This window comes from Chryseobacterium indologenes (assembly GCF_001295265.1).
Lineage (GTDB): Bacteria > Bacteroidota > Bacteroidia > Flavobacteriales > Weeksellaceae > Chryseobacterium > Chryseobacterium indologenes_A.
On the sequence record NZ_LJOD01000007.1, the window covers coordinates 44,409 to 68,547 of the forward strand.

At 40.3% G+C, this 24,139-nt stretch carries 22 protein-coding genes; 7 read left to right on the forward strand and 15 right to left on the reverse strand.

Translation table 11 applies throughout. The features are described from left to right. Nucleotides 1-359: 359 nt before the first annotated feature. The 10 genes from cysI to AOB46_RS11710 form a co-directional block, all read right to left on the reverse strand. A complete protein-coding gene (gene cysI, locus AOB46_RS11665; protein WP_062699494.1) occupies nucleotides 360-2,036 on the reverse strand; it encodes an assimilatory sulfite reductase (NADPH) hemoprotein subunit in 1,677 nt (558 codons plus the stop codon). Nucleotides 2,037-2,075: 39 nt separating this feature from the next. Beyond that, complete coding sequence (locus AOB46_RS11670; protein WP_062699496.1) at nucleotides 2,076-3,788, reverse strand: sulfite reductase flavoprotein subunit alpha; 1,713 nt, start codon at nucleotides 3,786-3,788, stop codon at nucleotides 2,076-2,078. After that, entirely contained in the window at nucleotides 3,778-4,623 is an 846-nt protein-coding gene (cobA, locus tag AOB46_RS11675; protein ID WP_062699498.1) for a uroporphyrinogen-III C-methyltransferase, read from the reverse strand. The genes AOB46_RS11670 and cobA overlap by 11 nt, the downstream gene beginning before the upstream one ends. A 23-nt stretch (nucleotides 4,624-4,646) precedes the next feature. Beyond that, nucleotides 4,647-5,558 (reverse strand): cysteine synthase A, encoded by a 912-nt coding sequence (cysK, locus tag AOB46_RS11680; RefSeq protein ID WP_062699500.1) that lies wholly within the window; start codon nucleotides 5,556-5,558, stop codon nucleotides 4,647-4,649. A gap of 25 nt (nucleotides 5,559-5,583) precedes the next feature. Continuing rightward, nucleotides 5,584-6,414: a serine O-acetyltransferase EpsC gene (epsC, locus tag AOB46_RS11685; protein ID WP_062699502.1), complete on the reverse strand. Its 831-nt coding sequence runs from the start codon at nucleotides 6,412-6,414 to the stop codon at nucleotides 5,584-5,586. 5 nt (nucleotides 6,415-6,419) lie between these two features. Further along, nucleotides 6,420-7,658 (reverse strand): sulfate adenylyltransferase subunit 1, encoded by a 1,239-nt coding sequence (locus tag AOB46_RS11690; RefSeq protein ID WP_062699504.1) that lies wholly within the window; start codon nucleotides 7,656-7,658, stop codon nucleotides 6,420-6,422. Between the two features lie 99 nt (nucleotides 7,659-7,757). Further along, nucleotides 7,758-8,666 carry a sulfate adenylyltransferase subunit CysD gene (cysD, locus tag AOB46_RS11695; RefSeq protein WP_062699506.1) on the reverse strand — a complete coding sequence of 303 codons (909 nt, stop codon included), beginning with the start codon at nucleotides 8,664-8,666 and terminating at the stop codon, nucleotides 7,758-7,760. A gap of 12 nt (nucleotides 8,667-8,678) precedes the next feature. Continuing rightward, nucleotides 8,679-9,392 carry a phosphoadenylyl-sulfate reductase gene (locus AOB46_RS11700; RefSeq protein WP_062699508.1) on the reverse strand — a complete coding sequence of 238 codons (714 nt, stop codon included), beginning with the start codon at nucleotides 9,390-9,392 and terminating at the stop codon, nucleotides 8,679-8,681. 81 nt (nucleotides 9,393-9,473) lie between these two features. Further along, nucleotides 9,474-9,890, reverse strand: coding sequence for an RrF2 family transcriptional regulator (locus tag AOB46_RS11705; protein WP_082377081.1), 417 nt, complete (start codon nucleotides 9,888-9,890; stop codon nucleotides 9,474-9,476). A gap of 129 nt (nucleotides 9,891-10,019) precedes the next feature. Next, a complete protein-coding gene (locus AOB46_RS11710) occupies nucleotides 10,020-10,508 on the reverse strand; it encodes a GNAT family N-acetyltransferase (RefSeq protein WP_062699510.1) in 489 nt (162 codons plus the stop codon). Nucleotides 10,509-10,652: 144 nt separating this feature from the next. On the opposite strand from AOB46_RS11710, the gene AOB46_RS11715 reads away from it, so the two are divergent. From AOB46_RS11715 to AOB46_RS11725, 3 genes are all read left to right on the forward strand, one after another. Beyond that, nucleotides 10,653-12,047, forward strand: a complete 1,395-nt coding sequence (locus AOB46_RS11715; RefSeq protein WP_062699512.1) for an aminopeptidase P family protein — start codon at nucleotides 10,653-10,655, stop codon at nucleotides 12,045-12,047. A 13-nt stretch (nucleotides 12,048-12,060) separates the two neighbouring features. Continuing rightward, on the forward strand, nucleotides 12,061-14,232 hold the full coding sequence (locus AOB46_RS11720; RefSeq protein WP_062699827.1) for a S9 family peptidase: 2,172 nt from the start codon (nucleotides 12,061-12,063) through the stop codon (nucleotides 14,230-14,232). Nucleotides 14,233-14,351: 119 nt separating this feature from the next. Further along, a complete protein-coding gene (locus tag AOB46_RS11725) occupies nucleotides 14,352-14,957 on the forward strand; it encodes a DNA-3-methyladenine glycosylase (RefSeq protein ID WP_062699829.1) in 606 nt (201 codons plus the stop codon). A gap of 178 nt (nucleotides 14,958-15,135) precedes the next feature. Here AOB46_RS11725 and AOB46_RS11730 read toward each other — a convergent pair whose 3' ends face one another. Continuing rightward, entirely contained in the window at nucleotides 15,136-15,648 is a 513-nt protein-coding gene (locus AOB46_RS11730) for a TlpA family protein disulfide reductase (RefSeq protein ID WP_062699514.1), read from the reverse strand. Next, the gene (locus tag AOB46_RS11735; protein ID WP_062699516.1) at nucleotides 15,641-16,075 is read right to left on the reverse strand and encodes a rhodanese-like domain-containing protein; all 435 of its coding nucleotides are present in this window, start codon (nucleotides 16,073-16,075) and stop codon (nucleotides 15,641-15,643) included. Before AOB46_RS11735 ends, AOB46_RS11730 begins: the two co-directional genes overlap by 8 nt. A gap of 414 nt (nucleotides 16,076-16,489) precedes the next feature. Here AOB46_RS11735 and AOB46_RS11740 point away from each other — a divergent pair, with 414 nt between their 5' ends. Together AOB46_RS11740 and AOB46_RS11745 are read left to right on the forward strand one after the other, a co-directional pair. Then, entirely contained in the window at nucleotides 16,490-18,169 is a 1,680-nt protein-coding gene (locus tag AOB46_RS11740) for an FAD-binding dehydrogenase (RefSeq protein WP_062699518.1), read from the forward strand. A 9-nt stretch (nucleotides 18,170-18,178) separates the two neighbouring features. Further along, nucleotides 18,179-18,982 carry an SDR family oxidoreductase gene (locus tag AOB46_RS11745; RefSeq protein ID WP_062699520.1) on the forward strand — a complete coding sequence of 268 codons (804 nt, stop codon included), beginning with the start codon at nucleotides 18,179-18,181 and terminating at the stop codon, nucleotides 18,980-18,982. A 7-nt stretch (nucleotides 18,983-18,989) separates the two neighbouring features. On the opposite strand, the gene AOB46_RS11750 is transcribed toward AOB46_RS11745, so the two are convergent. Further along, nucleotides 18,990-19,523 carry a hypothetical protein gene (locus AOB46_RS11750; protein WP_131724361.1) on the reverse strand — a complete coding sequence of 178 codons (534 nt, stop codon included), beginning with the start codon at nucleotides 19,521-19,523 and terminating at the stop codon, nucleotides 18,990-18,992. An 11-nt stretch (nucleotides 19,524-19,534) separates the two neighbouring features. Then, on the reverse strand, nucleotides 19,535-20,524 hold the full coding sequence (locus tag AOB46_RS11755) for an aldo/keto reductase (protein ID WP_062699524.1): 990 nt from the start codon (nucleotides 20,522-20,524) through the stop codon (nucleotides 19,535-19,537). 213 nt (nucleotides 20,525-20,737) lie between these two features. Here AOB46_RS11755 and AOB46_RS11760 point away from each other — a divergent pair, with 213 nt between their 5' ends. Further along, nucleotides 20,738-22,009 carry an NAD(P)/FAD-dependent oxidoreductase gene (locus tag AOB46_RS11760; protein WP_062699831.1) on the forward strand — a complete coding sequence of 424 codons (1,272 nt, stop codon included), beginning with the start codon at nucleotides 20,738-20,740 and terminating at the stop codon, nucleotides 22,007-22,009. A gap of 38 nt (nucleotides 22,010-22,047) precedes the next feature. Further along, nucleotides 22,048-23,049 (forward strand): SDR family oxidoreductase, encoded by a 1,002-nt coding sequence (locus AOB46_RS11765; protein ID WP_062699526.1) that lies wholly within the window; start codon nucleotides 22,048-22,050, stop codon nucleotides 23,047-23,049. 187 nt (nucleotides 23,050-23,236) lie between these two features. On the opposite strand, the gene AOB46_RS11770 is transcribed toward AOB46_RS11765, so the two are convergent. After that, nucleotides 23,237-24,130 (reverse strand): hypothetical protein, encoded by an 894-nt coding sequence (locus tag AOB46_RS11770; protein ID WP_062699528.1) that lies wholly within the window; start codon nucleotides 24,128-24,130, stop codon nucleotides 23,237-23,239. Nucleotides 24,131-24,139: the final 9 nt, after the last annotated feature.

Sequence of the window (24,139 nt, forward strand, 5' to 3'; positions counted from 1 at the left end):
TGAACTTTTAAATTCTAATTTTTTTCAACTACAAAAAGGCACTAAATTTTATTATTTTTAACACTTTAGTTCACGTAAGAAAATTTAAAATAGCGTTCACGTAAGATGAAAATCAAAGATTTTCATAAGACTACAGTGTACTTCATATACACAAAGCCTTTCACTTAAAAAATACTTAAGTGTTTAAAAGTCTTTGTGACTTTAGAATTCATCGGGCTTTGGTTTGAGGTTGAATAGAACAGTTGAGACAGCTTGATGTATTGTTATCGGAGAATCAACAACACATGCACATTCGCTGGCCTGAAAGAAGAGGTTGGTTTTTGTTTTTTATCAGATTATATTGAAAATCAGCCATATCTTTAGTTTAAGGTTTGTAAATAGCGGTATGAAAAATCACCAAATGTTTCTCCTGCGAGCCTTTTTTGTACATAAATCCCGAAAAGTTTATCCAGTATGGTAAGAATTTCTTCTTCACCTATATTTTCTCTGAATTTTGTATTAAGTCTCATTCCTAATCGGTCTCCGCCAATATGAAGGTTGTATTTACCATATGCTGTACCCACAAATCCGATTTCAGCATTGGGAGACCTTCCGCAGCCATTCGGGCAGCCGGTCATACGGATCGTAATGTCTTCATTTAAAAGACCGTATTTTTCAAGAACCGGTTCTATCTTGGTTACCAGAGACGGCAGATACCGCTGTGCTTCTGCTAGCGCCAGTGAGCAGGTATTTAAAGCAACACAGGCAACAGAATTCTTACGAAGTGCACTGGCTTTTTCTGTGTATTCTGAGATACCGTACTCCTTCAGAATATATCCAATTTCTGCTTTGTCTGTTTCATTAATATCAGCGAGAATAAGATTCTGATTACAGGTAAAACGGAAATTAGCTTTTCCGGTCCGGGCAATCTTTAGTAATCCTGATTTCAATGGATATTCTTTGGTATCGAGAACTCTCCCGTGTTCAACAAACAGGGTGTAAAACCATTTTCCCTCATGGTTCTGTATCCATCCGTAACGGTCTTTTCTCTGTTCAAATTTAAATTCCCTGGCTGGTTCAAAGCTGAAACCCGTTCTCTTTTCCACTTCTGCTCTGTACTGGTCAATTCCGAGTTTGTCAATGGTATATTTTAATCTTGACAATTTTCTGTCACTTCTGTTTCCGAAATCTCTCTGTACGGTAATAATTTCATAGACTGCCTTTAAAACTTTTTCTTCAGTATCTACAAATCCAAGTACAGAGGCCAGACGGGCGTAGGTTGCTTCGTTTCCGTGGGTGGCTCCCAATCCGCCTCCTGCCGCAATATTGTAGCCGGCGATTCTATTGTTTTCAATAATGGCAATCAGGGCGATATCGTTGATGAACACATCCACGTCATTATTGGGCGGAACTGCTATTCCGATCTTTAATTTTCGTGGAAGATACCGGTCCTGATAAAGAGGATCTTCCTCCGCCTTTCTGTCCACAATTAATTCGTCATCAATCCATATATCGTAATAAGACTGGGTTTTAGGAAGGCACATTTCACTGATCTTTCCTGCCAGCTCATAAGACTGCTGATGTAAAGGTGACTCTGAAGGATTGGCGGTGCAGGTAACGTTTCTGTTGACATCTCCACAGGCGGCAATAGAATCAAGATGCTGAAGATTAAAACTTTGAATAGTTGGCTTTAAATGGGATTTCAAAATACCATGCAGCTGAATGGTCTGTCTGGTAGTGATTTTTATCGTTCCTGTAGAGTGATCTTCTGCTGTTTCATTCAGTCCGATCCATTGTTCCGGAGTTAAAAAACCGCCAGGCAGCCGCAACCGGATCATATAAGAATATAACCATTCCAGCTTTTTGGAAACCCGTTCTTCTCTTCGGTCTCTGTCATCCTGCTGGTACATTCCATGGAATTTAATCAGGGTCTGATCATCTTCTCTGATGGCTCCTGTAAAATCATCAGAGAGGCTTTCCTTCAAAGTACCCCTAAGTCCGTTACTGCCTGTTTTTATTTTTTCTACCGGTGAAAGATTGCCTTTATCATTGCTCATACTTATTTCTTTTAATTTTTTTGATATTTCTGATGGAGTTTAATAGACATCTTTAGCATATCTTCCGTTAAGCTCCATATCTTCAAGGTATTGAAATGCTTCTTCTTTACTGCGTTTTCCTTCGTTTTGAATAATATTCAGAAGAGTTTGCTCCACATCACGGCTCATAGGTTCTTTGGCTCCGCATACATAAACTGATGCACCTCCTTCAAGCCAGTAAAAAACTTCCTGAGCTTTTTGTTCCAGTTTATGCTGGACATATACTTTTTCGTCTGTATCTCTGGAAAAAGCCAGATCTAAATTGGTTAAGCTCCCTGTTTTAAGGAAATCCTGAATCTCAGACTGATAAAGAAAATCTGACACAAAATTTCTATCCCCGAAAAAGAGCCAGTTTCTTCCTTCTGCGCTCACTGCATCACGTTCCCAAAGGAAAGATCTGAAGGGCGCAATTCCTGTTCCCGGCCCAATCATAATGATATCTTTACTGGTCCCGGGAAGTTTGAAATGTCCTGCTTCCTGAATGTAGAATTCAATATCTTCTCCTTCCTTAAATCCACTGAGAAATCCACTGCAGAGGCCATTATGTTTCTCATGGTCAATAAAGAATTCCGATTTGGCAACTGTAATATGAATTTGATTTTCGCCATGAGCTTCGGGCGATGAGGATATGGAGTACAGACGTGGAGCCTGGCCTGTTAATATCTGAATGACTTCTTCAAATTCTCCGGAATTTTTCACTGGATAAATTTTTAAGAGATCGAGAAGGCTTAAGCGCACTTCCGGAATGGAATGTCCTGTGATCTTTCCATATTGGGCAACAACAGATTTAAGCAAATAGCTGATGTTAAGATGCTTACGTAAAAGCTCTGCGGCTGTGTCGGTAACTTTTGAGGTTTCAATTTGCTTTTCAGCATCAATTCCTGTCAGGCTGATAATTTCATCCACTACTGATTTTGAATTCAACGGCACAATTCCCAAAGCAGCACCAGGGCGATAAACCAGAGATTCTTCTGTTTCTATTTCGATATGATAGGTTTCCTTTTCAGAGGTAATATCATTGAGGTTGATCACGGATGAAACTTTACCCTGATATTTTTTTCTGCCTGCCGGAACCTTTGATACTGAACTGTTTTTTGTCCTGCTATCTGCGCTTTTACTGACTGTTTCGAATACCTGCTCTATCCATTGAGAAGCTTCTTGATCATAATCTGTATCACATTTTTTTAATGGGATAATCCGTTGTCCGCCCAAAGTTTCAAAACGGAAATCTATATCTTCTCCTGTTTTACAAAACAGCGGATAGCTGCTGTCTCCCAAAGCTAATACCCCAAACCTGAGATGACTGAGGTTAATTTCATTTTCATAAATATAATCATAGAATTTCCTGGCGAGTGCAGGCGGTTCGCCTTCTCCCTGTGTACTGATCACAACAAAAAAGAATTCTTCTTTGGATAAATCTTTAGGCTTATACTGGGATAAATCGGCCAGTTTAACCTGAATTCCTTTTTTCTTAATAACCGAAGCTAAACCTGTCGCCAGCTTTTTACTGTTACCTGTTTCGGTACCGTAAGCCAGCGTAATTTTTTCCACAGCATCCGGGCCTGTGATTTCAGTTTGCTGAGGAGGCTTCACAGCAGTCGTTAGGGTTCCTCCGGCAAGACCGGCAAGGTATCCGCTTGCCCAGATAGCTTCATCTCTTGAAAAATCACCTGAGATCTGTTGCAGAACATTTAATTTACTTTCAGACAGCATATTCAAAGAAATTTTGTGGGTTGGATATAAGACTTCCGTTTTCAACAGATCTGAAGTACAGGCCATCCTGTTCTGCGTTGTCCAGCCAGGAAAACTCTTCATGCAGATTCACAACTTTACCAATGACCACCAAAGAAGGGGAAGCAAAGTTTTTGTTTCCGAAATTGGTGCTAAAATCTTCCAGTGAAGATGTATACACTTTTTGAAAAGGGGTTGTAGCCTGCTCAATGACTGCCATTTTTTTCTCACCGGAAATTTCATGCTGCCTGAATTTTTCCACAAGCCGGGTAAGGTTTCCTTTCGACATATAAAAGACAAGCGTATCGTTGGTTGCAGCCAGTTCTTTCCAGTATTCTTCGTTCAGAATTTCAGACTTGTAGTAAGTCAGGAAACGCACTGATGTTGAATATCCCCGAGCAGTTAAAGGCATTCCTGCAAAGGCTGCTGCACCTGAAGCCGCGGTAATCCCTGGGATAATCTCATAAGGAATATGGTTGTGTTTCAAAGCCTGCAATTCATCCAATATATTAGAAAATATGGAAACATCTCCTCCTTTAAGCCTGACCACTGTCTTATTCTGACTGGCATATTCCACCATTAAAGTATTGATATGAGATTGAGGTGTAGAAGCATTTTTACTGCATTCTTTGCCTACATAGATTATTTCCGTATCCTGACGGGCATATGTGTCCGTAATTTCCGTGCTTACAAGGCGGTCACAAAGAATGACGTCTGCTTTTGTAATGGCTTTTACTGCTTTTATGGTGATCAGCTCAGGGTTGCCGGGTCCTGCACCGATAAGGTAAACCTTTGGTGATTTTATGATTGTTTTCATTGAAGTCGGTGTTAGTTAAGGATTTAGAAGAGGCCTTCTACTGACAGGTACCTCTCTCCGGTATCGTAGTTGATGGTGAGAATTTTAGCGTTAGATGGTATTTCCGGTAAATGTTTTGCGATGGCCGCCAGAGCTGCTCCCGTAGAAACGCCTACAAAAAGGCCTTCTTTTTTCGCCGCATTGATGGCATATTCGTAAGCTTCTTCTTTACCCACGGTAATGACTCCGTCCAAAAGAGTAATATCCAGAATAGAAGGTACAAATCCGGCTCCCAGCCCCTGTAAAGGATGGGGTGCGGGACTTCCTCCGCTTAGTACGGGTGATAGCTCCGGTTCTACAGCCAATACTTTAACATCCGGAAATTTTTCCTTCACCACTTTTGCGATTCCGGTGATATGCCCGCCGGTTCCTACTCCTGTGATGATATAATCAAGGCCGCCCGGGAAGTCTTTTAGTATTTCCTGTGCTGTAGTTTCAGTGTGTATTTTTACATTGGCAGGGTTGTCAAACTGTTTTGGAATCCATGAATTGGGTGTTTCTTCCGCTAATTCATTTGCTTTTTCAATAGCGCCTTTCATTCCCTTTTCTCTTGGAGTCAATACGAATTCCGCGCCATATGCTTCCATAATTTTGCGGCGTTCTATACTCATGCTTTCCGGCATTACAAGAATAAGTTTGTACCCTTTTACGGCAGCAACCAGTGCCAGGCCTATTCCCGTATTTCCACTTGTAGGTTCTATAATGGTGCTGTCTTTATTTAATACTCCTTTGCTTTCTGCATCTTCAATCATTGCTAAAGCAATTCTGTCTTTAATGCTCCCTCCCGGGTTGTTTTTTTCTAATTTGATCCAGATTTCATGGTCTGAACTGAATAATGTATTGATTTTTACGACAGGGGTATTTCCAATCGTTTCTAAGGTATTCTGAAATTTCATATCAATATTATTTTTATCTTTTTGTTTAGATCACAAAGGTTAATGATTCCGGTAATGAACTGTTATCCTTTATTTTTATTTCACTTTTATGGTAAACGAGAGAGTTGGCCGGTACATCCTGGGTAACCCAGACATTTCCTCCAATAATACTCTCTTTGCCTATGGTTGTATCTCCTCCTAAAATGGTTGCTCCCGAATAAATAATTACATCATCTTCAATATTGGGATGCCTTTTCTGGTTGGCCTTTTCTTTGGAAACATTCAACGCTCCCAGGGTTACTCCCTGATAGATTTTAACGTTATTTCCTATCACTGTAGTTTCCCCAATGACAATTCCGGTTCCGTGATCAATGAAAAATGACTTTCCGATTACCGCTCCGGGGTGAATGTCAATTCCTGTTTTACTATGAGCATATTCTGAAATCACACGGGGTACTATTTTTACATCCTGGCTCCAGAGCTGGTGCGAAATACGGTATACATAAGTGGCAAAAAAGCCGGGATAGGCAAGGTATACTTCTTCCGGAGAATCAGCGGCGGGATCAAATTCCAAAATAGATTTTGCATCCAGAACCAGCTGATCGTACAATTCAGGTAAAGCTTCAAAAAACTGATGGATGTGAGAGTCGGTCTCGTCTTTACTTCCTGTTACCGTATGGATTATGTCAGAAAGTGTTTCCTGCAATGCTTCAAAACTTCTTTTCAGCTGATCTTCAGAATTATCTTTTTGAGGAAGAAAAAGAGCTTCGTAGAGATCTTTAACCCATCTTTTCGTTTTTACCTTATCAAAGAATCCATGAGTGTTATTTTGCTTAGTCTGATGAATTCTCTCCATTAAATGATTGGAAATTGCCATTGTTTCTATTGAATTATACAGGCCGCAACAGTTGAATTAGAAGTTTCATCTACCAAAATTGCAGACCCTGTTGTTTTATTATGGATAAAACTATCATAGACCAAAGGCTGTGCCGTTCGTAAGGTAACTTTCACAATTTCATTCAATTTAATTTCATCGTCAGCCTGTTCCCGGTTAAGCGTATTCACATTAATCTTATACTCCACTTTTTTCACAATAGCTTTTACGAGTCTGCTATTCTGCTGTACCAGATATTTATTACCGGTCTGCAATGGTTTTTGGTCAAGCCAGCATAAAAGGACTTCCAGGTCTTTTTCAACGGCCGGAAGATGTTCTCCGGTGGCAAACAGATCTCCTCTGCTGATATCCAGATCGTGAAGGGTATGAATAACGGCCGGCTGGCCTTCAGATGCTTCCTCTTTTTCTACACCGTTGATTTCAATTTTAGAGATTTTAGTAGTTAAGCCTGCCGGAAGAACCACCATGGTATCTCCTTTTTTGAATTTCCCGCTGAGTATTTTCCCGGCATACCCCCTGTAATCATGCAGTTCTTCTGTCTGGGGACGGATCACATACTGTACCTGAAAACGGTTCCCTGTATTATGTTTTTCATTCAGAGCTGCCTGTTCCAGATATTCCAAAAGGGAGTCTCCTTCATACCAATCCGTTTTTGATGATTTTGAAACAATATTATCTCCCTTCAACGCAGAAATCGGAAAGTAAGTGACATCATTCAGGCCAAGGTTTTCTGCAATGGCGGCATAATCAGATTTTATGGTTTCAAAAACATCTTCAGAATAATCCACCATATCCATTTTATTAATTGCTACGGCTACTTTTTTCAGCTGTAACAATGAGGCAATGATAGAATGTCTTCTTGTTTGCTCAATAACCCCCTTTCTTGCATCGATCAGAATAACCATCAGGTCAGAGTTAGATGCTCCGGTAATCATATTCCGGGTATACTGTACGTGTCCCGGAGCATCTGCAATGATAAATTTTCTTTTGGGGGTTGAAAAATAACGGTAAGCCACGTCTATAGTGATTCCCTGTTCTCTTTCTGCCCGCAGTCCGTCTGTCAGCAATGCGAGGTCTACCCCGTCTTCATTTTTGTTTTTAGAATGTTTCTCAAGCACTTCCAGCTGATCCTGTAAAATGCTTTTGCTATCGTAAAGCAGTCTGCCGATAAGGGTACTTTTCCCGTCATCTACACTTCCTGCCGTTATAAATCTTAATATATCCATTGATTGTGATGATAAATAATGAGTATTGGGCAATGAGTTATATTGGGGTGAGAATGGCTAAAAGCTGTCTGTTATTCCCATTCATTGCTGATTGCTTGTCTAAAAATAGCCTCCTTTTTTACGGTCTTCCATCGCTGCTTCGGTTACCTTGTCATCAATACGGGTTTCTCCGCGCTCTGAAATTCTTGTGGCAGTAATTTCTTCAATAACAGCATCTATAGTTTCTGCATTTGACTCTACTGCCGCGGTACAGGTCATATCTCCTACTGTTCTGTAACGTATTTTTCTGGTAGTAACAATATCACTGGATTCCAAAAAGACATGTTCCGAATTGGCCAGCCATTGCCCGTTAAAGTCTACCACTTCCCTTTCGTGCGAAAAATAAATGGACGGCAATGCGATTTGTTCTCTGCGGATATAGTTCCAGATATCAAGCTCTGTCCAGTTGCTGATTGGGAAAATTCTTACATTTTCTCCTTTATGGATTTTTCCATTGAAAATGTTCCACAATTCAGGGCGCTGAAGTTTGGGGTCCCACTGTCCGAATTCATCACGAACAGAGAATATCCTTTCTTTGGCCCTGGCTTTTTCTTCATCTCTCCTCGCTCCTCCAATGCAGGCATCCAATTCAAATTCCTCTATTGTATCCAGTAAAGTATAGGTTTGCAGCCAGTTTCTGCTGGGAAATTTGCCCTTAGCTTCAGTCAGCTTTTTACTTTTTATGGTATCTTCAACCTTTCTAGCCACCAGATCCACATTCAGCTGACGAACCAGTTGATCCCTGAATTCCAGAACTTCCGGAAAATTATGCCCGGTATCTACATGAACGAAGGTAAACGGTATTTTCCCGTGGATGAATGCTTTCCTTGCCAGATGAGCCAGAACAATACTGTCTTTTCCCCCGCTGAACAGCAGCGCCGGACGTTCAAACTGCCCCGCAACCTCCCTTAATATATAGATAGATTCGGATTCCAGCTGATCTAAATAGTTTAATTGATGTTTTGACATTTCTTTATTTTTTTATTGATGAATATGCAGTCCGCATTCCTTTTTATCAGCATCTTCCCACCACCAGCGGCCCGCTCTGAAATCTTCCCCTTCCTTAACAGCTCTGGTACAGGGCTCACATCCGATACTTACAAATCCTTTTTTGTGTAATTGATTATATGGTAAATGATGCGTTTTAACATAATCCGCTACCTGTTCAGAGGTCCAGTGAAGGAGAGGATGAAATTTGATGATCTTATTATCAGCATCCCATTCCAGCTGCGGCATATTTTGCCGGTTGGCAGAATGTTCCGATCTAAGCCCTGTAATCCAGATGTCATATCCTGCCAGTGCTTTTTTTAAAGGATGTACCTTACGAATATCGCAGCAGGCTTTTCTCTTCTCCACCGACTGATAAAATGAGTCCGGTCCGTTTTCTGATATGAATTGTTTGAGCTCTTCTGTATCCGGATAATACGCTGTAATATTTTTTTTGAAAAAAGCCCTTGTGTTCGTCCAGGTTTCATAAGTCTGTTCAAAAAGTCTTCCCGTATCCAACGTGAATATTTCAATATTCAGATCTTTTATCAAATGAGTGATCACCTGATCTTCATAACTGAAACTTGTAGAAAAGATTACCCTGCCCGGAAATCTGTCTGCCAATGCCTGTAAGCCGTTATTGTGAAACAAGCCTGAAGAAGCCTCTTTCCGTAGCTGATCAAATTCATTTTTCAGATTGTTTTCCATATCCCATTAAAATTAAGTCCTGCAAATATATACAAAATTCTATAACTCCCATCAAAATAGTAGAATTTAAATTAAAAAAAATTAATCTTTGGTAATAAACTTAGTCAGAGTAGCCTCCATCATGCTTTTTCTGGTCTTTTCCCGAACGATAATCAATTCTTTTCTAAGATAGCACACGGCTTCATCTACACAGTCATCACAGGCTTCATAAAAATTTAGGGAAACGCAGGGAGTAAGAGCAATTGGACCGTCAAAAATGCGGTAAATATCAGCCAATGAAACTTCATCGGGAGATTTCAAAAGATAATAGCCGCCTACTTTACCCTGTTTACTGTTGACAAGCTTGGCTCTTTTAAGTTCCAGAAGGATTTGTTCTAAAAATTTTTTAGGAATATTTTCATCCTGTGCAATAACGGAAGTGGGCAGAAAGCCTTGATTGTAATTTCTTGCCAGTCTTACCATTGCTTTTAACGCGTATTTGCATCTTTTGGACATCATAATTCCTGCAAGTTATAACAAATAATCTGATAAATGAAATATCGCCTCTGAAATAGGGGTATTAGCAGAATGAAATTTTCTGAACCTCACAGGCTTTTGAAACCTGCAAAACTGTATTCTTCAATTCAATTACTGTAACAGAAAATAAGCAAGCTCTTCTTCTCCCCGCATTAGATTTTCTATTCTTCTGAATCCGTTTTTCATAAGTACTTTCTGAGATCCGATATTATCCAGGTTGGTTATGGCAACAATATCTTTTTCTTTGGATAAAGAGCGGCAGTAATTCACAAGGGCTTTACAAATTTCAGTTCCAAGACCTTTCCTCCAATAATTTTCGCCCAGTGTATATCCTATTTCTATCTGGTCCGGATTATGGAAAAAAGTTCTGGCCAGGCACATTCCTATAAACTTATTATTGTGTGCATCAAATATTCCCCATCTGCTGAAAGGTCCATTTTTATAACCAGACAGTGCCGTTTCAAACATTTCTTTGTATTCATCACGGGTTTTATAAGGCAAATAACGGGTTACGTTTTCATTTTCAAAAAGACCTGAGAACAGGGGGAATTCCTGAGGAGTAAATTCTCGGATGATTATTGTATCGTTTTTGTAACGCATGAAGATAATTTGAAATTACTCAGTAAATATACCTCAATAAAGTAAGAATTAAGAAACATATGCTATCTTTATTTTAATGAATAAAGAACTATCAATACCACAAAATCGTAACTTTAACCTTTTAAATAAAAAGTAATCATAAATATGTTTTCAGAACAAACTTATCAGGATAGAAGAGCTGTATTACAAAGCCGTGTTACCAACGGAATTTTATTGTTTTTAGGAAATATAGAGAACCCTGTCAACTTTGAACACAATCCGTATTATTTCCGCCAGGACAGCACTTACTTATATTATTTCGGAATTCAGGAGCCCAAGATTGCTGCTGTTATTGATATTGATGAAAATAAGACTATCGTTTTCGGAAATGAACTGAGTATTGATGATATTGTATGGATGGGCAGACAGGAAACCCTGAAAGAAAAAAGCCTGAAATCCGGAGTACAGGAAACTTTACCTTACGCAGAGCTTTCACAATACCTTCTGAAAGCACAGACCTCAGGCAGAAAAGTACACTATCTTCCTCCCTACCAGTCTTCCAATAAAATTTTATTAGCCGATCTCCTCGGAATTAAAATAGGAGAACTGCGGCCTTCTGTAGAGATGATCAGGGCAATTGTAAAACAACGTTCTGTGAAAGAGCCTCAGGAAATAGTACAGATAGAACAGGCGGTGAATGTATCCAATGAGATGCATCTGCTGGCAATGCGTATAGCCAGACCGGGTGTTAAAGAATATGAAATAGCCAATGCCATTCAATATCTCGCGGCTAATAAGGAATGCCAGATGTCTTATCCTCCTATTGTAACGATAAACGGAGGTATACTTCATAATCATTACCGTCTTAATATGCTGAAAGAAGGAGATCTTTTCCTGAATGATTCCGGTGCTGAAACCGCGATGGGATATGCCGGTGACCTCACAAGAACCTTCCCTGTCAACAATACTTTTACTACAAAACAAAAGGAAATGTATGAAGTGGTTTTGAATGCTTTTAATAATGCTCAAAATATGCTGAAACCGGGAATCCGATTCAAAGATATTCACCTGAAAGCTTCCCGATTTTTGGTGGAAGGGCTTATTGACTTAGGGCTAATGAAAGGGGATCCCGATGAAGCCGTAAAAAATCATGCCCATACTCTATTTTTCCAATGCGGTTTGGGGCATATGATGGGACTTGATGTGCATGATATGGAGGATTTGGGAGAACAATACATCGGCTACACTGAGGAAGAACCAAAGGATACGCAAACATTCGGACTTAAATCATTACGTTTAGGTAAAGAATTAAAATCAGGATTTGTCGTAACGGTTGAGCCCGGTATTTATATGATTCCTGAACTGATTGATATCTGGCAGTCCGAAAATAAAAATGCTGCCTTTATTAATTATGATAAAGTGAATGAATATCGAAATTTCGGAGGAATCCGTATAGAAGACGACTTTATGATCACAGATGAAGGGTACAGACTTCTGGGGAACGGACTGATTAAAACCGTTGAAGAAATTGAAAATTACAGAACAGAACATTCAGCATAATTCAAATAGATCTATGAAGAACATAAAAAGATTAACCGCCATTGCATTATTTTACCTGTGCCTGTCACCGCTAGCTGCACAAAAGACCCAATGGACTCCTGACGGCAATGCTTATTACTCATTTACTAAAAAAGGCGTTGAAATTGTTGATGTACTGAATTCGGGAAAAGATCAGGCTTTTTTAAGCAACTCCGAGCTAATTCCTCCCGGAAGCTCTACTCCGTTAGAAGTACAAAGTTTTCAGGTCTCTCCGGATGGAAAAAGTTTACTGCTCTTTACCAATACAAGGAAGGTATGGAGAGATCATACACGGGGAGATTACTGGATCTTCAACAGGAGCAATAAAAAGCTTACTCAGCTTGGGAAAAGTCTGCCGGCTTCATCATTGATGTTTGCCAAGTTTTCTCCGGACGGTAAAAAAGCAGCTTATGTATCCAGGCATAATATTTATATTGAAGACCTTTCCAGCAATCAGATGACCCAAATTACCACGGATGGTACAGACAGGATGATCAACGGTACTTTTGACTGGGCATATGAAGAGGAATTTGGCACACAGGATGGTTTCAGATGGTCTCCGGACGGGCGCAAAATTGCTTACTGGAAACTTGATGCAAGAGACACTAAGAACTTCCTGATGATCAATAATACCGACAGCCTGTATTCATTCACTGTTCCTGTAGAATATCCGAAAGTAGGTGAAAACCCTTCCGGATGCAGCATCTGGTTTTATGATCTGGCTTCTGAATCTTCAAAGAAGGCAGATATAGCAGGCGATGAGATACAAAACTATATTCCGAGAATGGAATGGGTTCTGGACTCAAAATCTGTTATTTTGCAACAATTGAACAGAAAGCAGAATCAAAGTAAAATTATTGTGGCGGATGCGGCTTCAGGAGCAAGCAGAACCATTCATACAGAAACAGATCCGGCCTGGATTGACATCAAATCCCGATGGAACGACAACGATCCCAGCGGCTGGGACTGGATTGATAACGGGAAAGAATTTTTATGGCTTTCTGAAAAGGACGGCTGGAGACATATTTATAAAATAGATCTGAACGGTAAGGAAGCACTGATCACAAAAGATAATTTTGATGTTATAAAGCCGGAATTTTTTGATGTTCCCAACAAATTGATCTACTTCCTGGCTTCTCCCGATAATGCAACACAGAAATATCTGTACAAAGTGAGCATGAAAGGCGGAAAAGCACAAAGAATAACCCCGGAAGCCTATTCAGGGTCAAATCAATATACAATATCACCTAACGGGAAAATTGCGATGTTTAATAACACCAGTGTCAATGCCCTTTCAGCAGGAGCTGTCGTATCATTACCGGATCATAAAGAACTTGTTGCTGCTAAAAGATCTGTAAAAGCAGACCCTGCCAGGCCTAAGGCCGAATTCTTCCGGATTACCACACAGGATGGGGTTACTATGGACGGATGGGTGGTAAAGCCTAAAAATTTTGATCCTAATAAAAAATATCCGATCGTTTTTACCGTCTACGGAGAGCCCGGATCACAAACTGTAACCGATAATTTCTATACCGGCTGGAATTATTTATACACCGGAGACATGGCTGAAGACGGCTATTTGTATGTATCTCTTGAAAACCGGGGTACTCCGGCTCCAAAAGGACGTGAATGGAGAAAATCTGTTTATCGTAAAATAGGACAGCTTAATATCCGAGATCAGGCAATGGGAGCTAAAGCTTTATTGGCAAAATGGCCGTATGCAGATCCTTCCAGAGTTGCCGTTTGGGGGTGGAGCGGCGGAGGCTCTTCCACATTGAACCTTTTGGGACAGTATCCCGATATTTATCAGACGGGAATTGCCATTGCTCCGGTAGCCAATCAGCTATTCTATGATAACATCTACCAGGAGCGGTATATGGGGCTTCCACAGGAGAACAGAGAAGATTTTGTTAATGGCTCACCTTTGGCATATGCTAAAAATCTTAAAGGAAACCTTTTACTGATTCATGGGACAGGAGATGATAATGTACATTACCAAAATACCGAAGTTTACATCAATGAACTGGTAAAATACAATAAACAGTTTCAGCTGATGTCTTACCCCAACCGTACGCATTCTATTGATGAGGGAGAAGGAACATCATTGCACCTGGCCACCCTTTTTACAAAATACCTGAAAGAGCATTGTCCTCCTGGAGGAAAATAGCAGATGAAAAATCCCACGTTAATATTGTGGGATTTTTTATGAAAACCTGTTTATTTAATCATGATGGAAAATTGTTTTTTATCTTTAATTTAGATCTGTACGCCCATAAAACCATTCATTTGAAACTACCACTCTCCTATTATACCAATCAGGATGTTATTTTTCTGGCTCAGAACCTTTTGGGAAAAGTTCTTTTTACAGAAATTAATGGTGAAATAACAGCCGGAATTATTGTAGAAACGGAAGCATATTCCGGAATTCAGGATAAAGCTTCCCATGCTTATGGCGGCAGAAGAACAGACCGGACTGAAACACTATACAGCCCCGGCGGGGTTTCCTATGTATACTTATGTTACGGAATTCATCATCTTTTTAATGTAGTAACCTCTGTGGAAAACGATCCCCACGCGGTTCTTATAAGGGCAGTTGAGCCGCTGATTGGTAAAGAAATTATGGAATCCAGACGGAAAATGCCAACCACTAAGGCGGCAATTTCTTCGGGGCCAGGATCAGCAGCTAAGGCTTTAGGCATTGATAAATCCTTTAATAAAAAAGATCTGGACGGAAATGAAATATGGATTGAAGATCAAGGTATTACATATAATCCTGATGAAATCGCAACAGGCCTCCGCATAGGAGTTGCCTATGCCCAGGAAGATGCACTCTTGCCCTGGCGTTTTTTTGTGAAGAATAATAAATATGTAAGCAAGCCCAACAAAGTATGAGCTTGAAAGAGTGGTTTTAACTATTTCTGAATTGCAGATGAAATTCACGACAATAGATAGCTTTAGCCTTAAAAGTTTCCAGAGCATTATTGAATTCTTCTTTTGAAGTTCGTCTGCACAGGAAATAAAAAAGAGCGATAAAATTATCACTCTTTTTACGTTAATACGGTTTTAGATCTTACTTCTGATTTAAATTCTGTTTTAGAAAATTTTCTAATTCTTTTCCATGAAGATTTTTTGCTATAATAGTTCCTTCACCATTAATAATCACGTTGAAGGGAAGCTCATCTACTTCATAGGATTTAGCCACGGGGCTCTTCCAGAACTTAAGATCACTTACCTGTATCCAATTGATATTGAAACGCTGAATTGCTTTTCCCCAACTCTCTTTATTCCTGTCCAGAGAAACCCCTACAATTTCAAATTTTTTATCTTTTACCTGATCAGAGAACTGCTCATACAAAACTTTCAGTTCCGGCTGCTCATCCATACAGGGAGCACACCAGGTAGCCCAGAAATCAATCAGAACAAGCCTGTTTTTCAGTGAGGAAAGTGAAAAAGAACTTCCGTCAGGTCTTGTCAGTGTAATTTCGGGTGCCTTCTTTCCCGTTTCAATAGTGTTCTGTGCAGAAATATATCCTGTACAAATCATTAAAAGCAGAATGCTGAAAAATGTTTTTATTCTAATCATTAGTCGGATAATCTTTATCTAACCAATCCGTTTTGATGTTTTTCGGAAGGTTGAGAAGTTTTGCATTTTTAAAGCCCATTTCCTGTAGAAGTTGAAATGCAGGGCGGATATTAGGACATTTTACGAAAGGACAGCATCCGCAGTAGATCACAACTTCTCTGCCCTTTGGAATTTTTTTTAGATAATTTTTTAATTTTTCAAGATTTTCCGGTTCATGGGTAGGGCCGATGTCTACAGAACCTTTGATAATAGCTTCCGGACCTACTGAAATAATTACCAGATCTTTAGTTTTGTGCTGGGTGATTCTCGAGGCTAATAATGCAGGATCCATCAGCTGGCTTTCATTCCACGGATCCTGTCTCTGCTGTGCCGAAACCTGGCTGAAAACCGAGGATACAAAGCACATCATGATCAACAAATATCTCATACTTTTTATTTTTAACAAAGATAAATGTTTTATTGAGTTTACCGGTAACTAAACATTTTTCTGATTTATTACCTTTTTTGGTAGTAATATGAATAACCTTAGCGGCACAGGGTTCTATGAGATATAAGATAAGCCTGCTAAACTAACCACAAAAGGAACAAAAGCTATTTGCACAGATATTAGATATACTAAAAGTTTTCAAAAGAATAAAAATCAAAGATTTTTAAAGGCTCATGTGAACTTCTATATGCAAAGTATTTAAACTTAAAAGTCACTAATGTGTTTAAAATAAAAACTTTTGTGACTTTTATGATTTAATAAAAAAGTTTAATTAGCTTTAATTATTTATATGTTGAAGCGCAAATATTTTATACATTTAAGTAAAGTATTATGAAACAGTAAATCCCTTTACGAATGGAAACAAGATTTCACCCCGATGCCATTATTATCGGATCCGGATTAGCAGGTCTCACAGCAGCGATGGAAATTGCCAATGCCGGGAAGAAAGTACTTTTAATAGATCAGGAAACTGAACAGAATATCGGCGGGCAGGCATTCTGGTCATTTGGAGGGCTGTTTCTGATCAATTCACCACAACAGCGAAGAATGGGGATCAAAGACTCTTATGAACTGGCTCTCCAGGATTGGAAAGGAACTGCCGGATTCGATCGTCAAGAGGATTACTGGCCCCGCAAATGGGCAGAAGCGTATCTTAAATTCGCTGCCCATGAAAAGTATGAATATATTTCCCGGCTCGGCATCAAACTGATGTTTATGGTGGGTTGGGCAGAACGTGGAGATGGTTCAGCTAATGGCCATGGAAATTCTGTGCCCCGTTTTCATGTCAGCTGGGGAACCGGAACAGGGGTTGTGAAGCCTTTTGTGGAAAAAGCATATGAAGCCCAAAGAAAAGGGCTGTTGCAGATGAAATTCAGGCACAGGGTTACTGAATTGATTATTGACAATGATAAACTAAAGGGGGTAAAAGGAGATATCCTTGAAGATGATGACCAGGTAAGAGGCGCAGAAACCAGCAGAAATGTGGTTTCCCAATTTGAATATTCTGCTCCTCATGTCATCATTGCAACAGGAGGCATTGGCGCCAATCATGAGCTGGTAAGAAAAAACTGGCCGGAAAGACTGGGTACAGCCCCGGAAAATATGGTATGCGGAGTTCCGGCTTATGTAGACGGAAAAATGATTGGTATTGCAGAAAATGCCGGAGCACATATTATCAACCGTGACAGGATGTGGCACTATACGGAAGGCCTCCGGAACTGGGATCCTATATGGCCTAAACACGGAATAAGAATACTGCCCGGACCATCTTCCCTATGGTTTGATGCGAAAGGAAACCGGCTTCCAGCTCCATTTCTTCCCGGATTTGATACGCTGGGAACCTTAAAGTACATACAGGACACAGGATTTTCCTATTCCTGGTTTATCCTGACTCAAAAGATTATTAAAAAAGAATTTGCCCTGTCCGGCTCTGAGCAGAATCCGGATATTACCAATAAAGATTATCCATTGTTTCTGAAAAGAATATTCGGAAAAAAAGCACCAGGACCTGTAGAAGCTTTTAAAGAACACGGAAAAGACTTTATTGTTTCAGACCATCTTGAGGATCTGGTAAAAAAAATGAACGAGCTGTCCGGAGATCATCTTCTGGATTATGAAAAAATAAAATCACAGATAGAAGCCCGGGACCGTGAGCTGGATAATAAATTTTCCAAAGACACTCAGGTTAATTATATACGCAGTACGCGGAATTATTTAGGAGATAAGCTGGGACGTGTGGCAGCGCCGCATAAGATACTTGATCCTAAAAATGGTCCACTGATTGCTGTCCGGCTGAATATACTTACCCGGAAAACACTGGGAGGAATCAAAACCAATCTGAACGCACAGGTTCTGAGGAAAGATGAAAGTGTATTAGAAGGGCTGTACGCTGTGGGTGAGGCTGCCGGATTTGGCGGCGGCGGAATGCATGGCTACCGTGCTTTGGAAGGAACCTTTCTCGGAGGATGTATTTTCTCCGGAATGAAGGCCGGAAAATACATTGCAGAACTTAAAACAGATAGTTCCAATACATAAAATAACGGAATGGGCACTTATTTTAATGATAAAGTAGTCTGGATTACAGGGGCATCTTCTGGGATCGGAGAAGCTTTAACCAGGGAACTGGCGGAGAAAAGCACAGCAAAAATCATTTTGTCATCCCGGCATGAAGCCCGGCTATATGCTGTTGCTGAAAAAGCAGGACTCCCTGCAGAACGTTTTGCAGTAGTGCCTCTGGACCTTGCCGATTACCGGAATATGAATGACAGAGCCACAGAAGCTATAGAAAAAATGGGAAGAATTGATATACTGATAAACAACGCAGGCTTATCACAACGTTCTCTTGCAATGGATACAGATATTGAAGTGGACAAACGGTTAATGGACATTAATTTCCTGGGTACAGCTGCCATCACTAAAGCCGTAGTTCCTTACATGATAAGAAACGGTGGCGGACAGATTGTTGTGGTGTCCAGTCTGATGGGAATTTTCGGGGCTCCGATGAGAAGCGGCTATGCTGCGGCAAAACATGCCCTCCATGGTTTTTTCGATTCTCTAAGAGCTGAACTGTATGAGAAAAAAATTCTGATTACCATTATTTGTCCCGGATTTGTGCAGACCAATATCTCCATGAATGCGGTAACAGGCGACGGGTCTGTGCAGGGAACGATGGATGATGCTACCATGAAAGGAATGGCTTCCGATGTATTTGCTAAAAAAATGCTGACTGCAATCCAACAAAAGAAGAATCAAAAATCTATAGGAGGACGGGAAGTGGCAGGTGCTTATCTGAAAAGGTTCTTCCCTGCCCTGCTGGCAAAAATAGTCAGGAAGGCGAAGGTAGTATAATATCAGATTATTTCAATTTATTTTCCTTATGAAATGTTTCAAGAGTTTTATAAAAATCATTTTCTGACTGATAGACTTTCTCATATAGCTTTTTTTTCTCGCGATAAAGGCCAAGAAGTCTGTTCTGTGCGGAATCTACTTCTGCTCCTTTTCCATTCCTGCTCAGTTTTTCCAATTCTATCTCCTGTCTTGAAAAAAGATAAAGATTCTTAATTGCTGTATAGTAATTAACAGAAGTCTGCTGGAGTTCTTTTCCCTGGGAAATACCTTCTGTAGTAGCTTTCTCAAGATTTCTGATTATTTTGTTAAACTCTGCTTCCTGCTGATCTACAACAGCCAGAGCACTGTCATATTCATGAGCAATCAGATAGTTTAGCTTTTTTGACTCTAAACCTTTCTCTCCTACAAGCATACTGAAACTCTGCTTTTCCTGTTTATCAATAATCCGCCTTAATTCAGCCGCTTTCTTATCACTGCACGATAGCAGTAATAAGAAAACAGCTATACCAGCCAGCCATTTTATTTGTTTTTTATAGATCATAAGTGTCATTTTTATTTTGGGATCGGGGCTTTTTCATAAATCAGGCCCTCAGATTTCAGTTCATTCCAGAATTCTGAAGGAATCACAGCATTCAGGCCTTCTTTATTATCTTTCACCTGTTCCGGTCGGCCGGCCCCGGGAATAATAGAGACAAACTCATCCGAAGCAAGTACAAAATGTAATGCTGCATGTACAATATCTGTATTATATTTTTTCGCAATTTCTGCTATCCTCGACCGTTTTTCTGCCATTCCTTTCGGGATAATATCCTTATAATTATAACGTTCTCTTCCTGCAATATATCCTGAATTGTATCCGGCTCCGGAAACCAGTTTAACACCTGCTTTTTTAACGGCAGGCAGCAACCGGTCCACAGCATCCTCATGTTCAAGAATTGAATATTGGGTAGCAGAGAGGCAGATGTCGGGATCTGCGGCTTCAATACAATCCAAAATCGGCTCAATCTTGTTTACGCCCATTCCCCATGCTTTGATTACGCCCTGATCCCTTAGCCCGGAAAGAACCTTAAAAGCGCCTTTTTTAGCCTGTTCCAGAAAATAGGGATACCGGTCTCCTACCTGATCCTCCGAAAGATCATGAACATATACAATATCAATATGTTGTAAGCCGGTCCTCTGCAGGCTGTCTTCAATAGACCTTTTAACAGCATCCCCGGTATAATCATGTCTGAAATCATAATTCAGCGGATTTTTCCACATAGTGGGTGGAACCTCAGATTCCGGAACTTCAGTAAAAAGCCGTCCTATTTTAGTAGAAAACACGAAATCATCCCTGTCTTTTTCTTTCAAAAAACTCCCGAATCTTCTTTCGCTTCTGGTAAGTCCATACCAGGGTGAAGTGTCGTAATACCGAATCCTCTGATCCCAGGCAGCTTTCAGTATTTCATAAGATTCTTGGTCCGTTATATTTTCAAAGGCTGTTCCTATTGCAACTCCACCAAGGCCTAAACGATGATCCTCTGTTAAAATGCTAGATTTCATATGTATATTTTATGTGATGTAATACATATTAAGCAAACATCGTGCAGACCTGGAAATTGTTCTGTTAAAGAAATGACAGAAAACGGAAGTAAAGCCCGGAAAATGGTAATCCTTTATCTGAAATGCAGCGTTATTTTATGTTAAATATTTGTTTTACAGCATCATTGGTCCTGTTCTTGAATGAAAACAGATACACCCAGTCAATATATTAATATGAAAAAGCACATTCTGATCGTAGGAGGAGGATTTGCCGGTATCAATCTTATCAAATCACTTAAAAACGACAGCCGGTTCAGAATCACTTTAGTCGACAAAAACAACTATCATTTCTTTCCGCCACTGATTTATCAGGTGGCCACTGCATTTATTGAAGCGTCGAATATCAGTTATCCGTTCCGTAAGCTTTTCTCCAATAATAAGAATGTCAGTTTTCATATGGGAGGCTTTCAGAAGGTTATTCCGGAAAGAAAAACCATTCAGACAGATACCGGAGAGCTTCATTATGATTACCTCGTATTGGCATTAGGTACAGAAACCAACTTCTTTGGAATGGAAAATGTCCGGAAATGTGCCCTGCCGATGAAAAATATAGAAGAAGCCCTTTATCTGAGAAATCATATCCTTCTTACTCTGGAAGAGGCCGCTCGAAACAAAGATATCACACAGGCAGAAAAACTTCAGAATATCGTAATTGCCGGTGGCGGGCCTACAGGCGTAGAGCTGGCAGGAATGCTTGCTGAAATGGGCCGGTATATTGCTCATAAAGAATATCCGGAGATTAAACTGATGCTTTCCAGTATTTATCTGATTGATGCATTACCTTCCCTGCTTTCACCAATGAGTAAAATGGCCCAGAAAACGGCTTATGAAAAGCTCGAAAAACTGGGCGTCAAAATACTGCTGAATATTTCTGTAAAAGATTATCAGAACTGTAAAGTAATTTTAAGTGACGGTAATTTCATTGAAACGGAAACGCTGATCTGGACTTCAGGGGTTATAGGTCGTGAAGTTCCGGGCCTTCCGGAAGAAAGCATCGGTAAAGGAAGAAGGATTCTGGTGGATGCCTATAATAAAGTAGAAAGAGCTGAAAACATCTATGCTGTAGGTGATATATGCCTTATGCTGTCAGAAGAGAAATATCCGAAAGGACATCCTCAGCTTGCTCAGGTTGCCATACAGCAGGGAAAAAATCTTGCGGCCAACTTCAGGCGTATTGAAGACGAGAAAGTACTGAACCCATTTACATACAACGACAAAGGGAGTATGGCTATCATTTCCAAGTTCAATGCAGTAGTAGATCTCCCGAAACTTTCTTTTAAGGGATTTACGGCATGGCTCACCTGGCTGTTCATCCATATTATTCCTCTTGTGGGATTCAGAAGTAAACTGCAGCTGGCACTGGACTGGTTCCGGTTGTTTATTACCAATAATCCCTCCATACGGCTCATCCTTCTTCCCAAACGGAATACGGAAAACGGAAAATGAAAAATTAGTAATACTCACCATCTAAAAAATATATTGTCATGAAAAGTAGCAGAAAACCTTATTTCTTTGGAAAAACAGTAGTAATAACAGGAGCTTCCAGTGGAATCGGAAAGGCTACAGCTGAAGCCTTTGCTGCTGAAGGTGCAGATCTTGTCCTTACTGCCCGTAATGAAGAAGCATTGAACGAAACGGCCGAAACCTGCAGACAGTCCGGGGTTGAAGTATTGGTTGTTCCGGCTGATATTTCAGTACCTGAAGAGGTATCCAGGCTCGCAGAAGAAGCTTTTAATTTTAACGGCCGTATTGACTGCTGGGTCAACAATGCCGGTGTACTGGCCTTCGGAAAGTTTGAAGAAATACCTGTGGAAGTAGCCGATCAGATTATAAAAACCAATCTTTTAGGTTATATGCATTCGGCACATGCGGTGCTGCCTGTCTTTAAAAAACAGAAAAAAGGAATCCTGATCAATAATATTTCCATTGGCGGATGGATGCCTGCTCCCTACGGAACAGCCTACACAGCTTCAAAATATGGCATACGGGGAATGACAGAAACCCTTCAGGGAGAAGTATCAGATTTTCCGGATATTCATATTTGCGCATTGTATCCCGGATTTCAAAAATCTTCAGGAATAGAGCATGCAGCCAATTATTCGGGGATAAAGCTTAGTACACCTCCCCCGTCTTTTGATCCGAGGAAACTTGCAGCTGCCATTGTTAAAACAGCCAAAAATCCTGTAGAAGCCGTATATCCGGACTGGTTCGGATCTGTTTTTAAAAACATATACGAAATGTTTCCGGAAGCCGTCCGGTATATTTCGTCTGCCGCTATGAGGCTGGTGATGAAAAAGGCCAATAAAGATGAAAACACATCAGGAAATGTACTGGAGGCCTCACATGGAAATATGGAAATCCATGGGAAAACCCTTCTTCCCGAGCCTTCCAGAACAATGAAAATGACCTTTGCAGGTATTGCAGGCATATTGGCTGCAGGTTTACTGTTGTATTCATTCAGAAGCATCAATAAAGCTGATTCATAAAATTACGAAGGTAAAATTTTCATGTGCCTCTGCTCTTTTGCATCCTGAAATCAATAGGATCAATAATAAAAACGTCGTTAAATAATAAAGTCAGAAGACACAAACTTTTTAACTCTTCACGACTCCCTCAAAAGAGGGCTGGGACTAAATATCCCAGCTATATAAAGACATTTGTGTTTCATCTGTATTATTGTTCTACAATGGTAAGAACATTATATCCGCCTGTATTAAGCAGAGACCGCTTATCAGGGTCCCATGCTACATTGATCCATACAAAAGGTCTGAGTTTATCTCCGGCGTTCAGATATACGCTTACAGTACATGCAGACCCTGCAATTACGGCATTTGGCGAACTTCCGGTATCCTGAGGATAACCATTATTGGTTTTTACTCTTTGTGTTACCGTATTGGAAGAGTCTCTTACCTCCCATATTGCTTCTGTCTGGTTTTGCCCGAAACTGGTATTGATCTGGCTTGGAGCGAGTGCAAAAGTAAAAGTGGCAAAATAGACCCCTGCTCTGGGGGCTGTAAATTCCCCTGTTACAGGATTAAAATTGGTTCTTGGCTGCCCGGAATCAGAATCCAGCTTCTCTGTCCATGAAGTAAGGTAGGCAGAAGACCTGCCGGGAATCCCGTCTGTATAGTTTCCGACAGGCCATAAGCCCGGTTCAAAAACGGTACAGTTGTTATCTGTTTTTTCTGCCATGACCACAATTCTGGGTTTACCATATGGAAGTATAGGAACCCATACAGCTCCGTCAGAATATTCTATGTATCCCTGGACACCGATAGCCGGACTGGGATTATACCGGATAGCTCCTGCTCCGGCCTCTGCGGCTGTCTGATCAGTCATTCCTACAGCCATAGCTCCGTTTGTTCCGCTTCTCAGGTCTATTGCGGTTTTTGGAAGAGCTGCTCCTGCCCCTATTTTTCCGGTTTTGTCAATGATAAACTTTTCAGTAGTATTTATTTCGAAAGCATTATCCTGAACGGGATTGGAGATGCCAATACCGATCTGCGCAGAAAGAATACCCGGAAAAATTCCAAGGCTTAAGAATATTATATTTTTATTCAGTTTCATGTGTTTAGA

Excerpts from the sequence above, each read along its gene's own strand:
- cysI (WP_062699494.1), bottom strand. The coding sequence starts at position 2,036 with ATGAGCAATGATAAAGGCAATCTTTCACCGGTAGAAAAAATAAAAACA.
- AOB46_RS11670 (WP_062699496.1), bottom strand. The coding sequence starts at position 3,788 with ATGCTGTCTGAAAGTAAATTAAATGTTCTGCAACAGATCTCAGGTGAT.
- cobA (WP_062699498.1), bottom strand. The coding sequence starts at position 4,623 with ATGAAAACAATCATAAAATCACCAAAGGTTTACCTTATCGGTGCAGGA.
- cysK (WP_062699500.1), bottom strand. The coding sequence starts at position 5,558 with ATGAAATTTCAGAATACCTTAGAAACGATTGGAAATACCCCTGTCGTA.
- epsC (WP_062699502.1), bottom strand. The coding sequence starts at position 6,414 with ATGGCAATTTCCAATCATTTAATGGAGAGAATTCATCAGACTAAGCAA.
- AOB46_RS11690 (WP_062699504.1), bottom strand. The coding sequence starts at position 7,658 with ATGGATATATTAAGATTTATAACGGCAGGAAGTGTAGATGACGGGAAA.
- cysD (WP_062699506.1), bottom strand. The coding sequence starts at position 8,666 with ATGTCAAAACATCAATTAAACTATTTAGATCAGCTGGAATCCGAATCT.
- AOB46_RS11700 (WP_062699508.1), bottom strand. The coding sequence starts at position 9,392 with ATGGAAAACAATCTGAAAAATGAATTTGATCAGCTACGGAAAGAGGCT.
- AOB46_RS11705 (WP_082377081.1), bottom strand. The coding sequence starts at position 9,890 with ATGATGTCCAAAAGATGCAAATACGCGTTAAAAGCAATGGTAAGACTG.
- AOB46_RS11710 (WP_062699510.1), bottom strand. The coding sequence starts at position 10,508 with ATGCGTTACAAAAACGATACAATAATCATCCGAGAATTTACTCCTCAG.
- AOB46_RS11715 (WP_062699512.1), top strand. The coding sequence starts at position 10,653 with ATGTTTTCAGAACAAACTTATCAGGATAGAAGAGCTGTATTACAAAGC.
- AOB46_RS11720 (WP_062699827.1), top strand. The coding sequence starts at position 12,061 with ATGAAGAACATAAAAAGATTAACCGCCATTGCATTATTTTACCTGTGC.
- AOB46_RS11730 (WP_062699514.1), bottom strand. The coding sequence starts at position 15,648 with ATGATTAGAATAAAAACATTTTTCAGCATTCTGCTTTTAATGATTTGT.
- AOB46_RS11735 (WP_062699516.1), bottom strand. The coding sequence starts at position 16,075 with ATGAGATATTTGTTGATCATGATGTGCTTTGTATCCTCGGTTTTCAGC.
- AOB46_RS11740 (WP_062699518.1), top strand. The coding sequence starts at position 16,490 with ATGGAAACAAGATTTCACCCCGATGCCATTATTATCGGATCCGGATTA.
- AOB46_RS11745 (WP_062699520.1), top strand. The coding sequence starts at position 18,179 with ATGGGCACTTATTTTAATGATAAAGTAGTCTGGATTACAGGGGCATCT.
- AOB46_RS11750 (WP_131724361.1), bottom strand. The coding sequence starts at position 19,523 with ATGATCTATAAAAAACAAATAAAATGGCTGGCTGGTATAGCTGTTTTC.
- AOB46_RS11755 (WP_062699524.1), bottom strand. The coding sequence starts at position 20,524 with ATGAAATCTAGCATTTTAACAGAGGATCATCGTTTAGGCCTTGGTGGA.
- AOB46_RS11760 (WP_062699831.1), top strand. The coding sequence starts at position 20,738 with ATGAAAAAGCACATTCTGATCGTAGGAGGAGGATTTGCCGGTATCAAT.
- AOB46_RS11765 (WP_062699526.1), top strand. The coding sequence starts at position 22,048 with ATGAAAAGTAGCAGAAAACCTTATTTCTTTGGAAAAACAGTAGTAATA.
- AOB46_RS11770 (WP_062699528.1), bottom strand. The coding sequence starts at position 24,130 with ATGAAACTGAATAAAAATATAATATTCTTAAGCCTTGGAATTTTTCCG.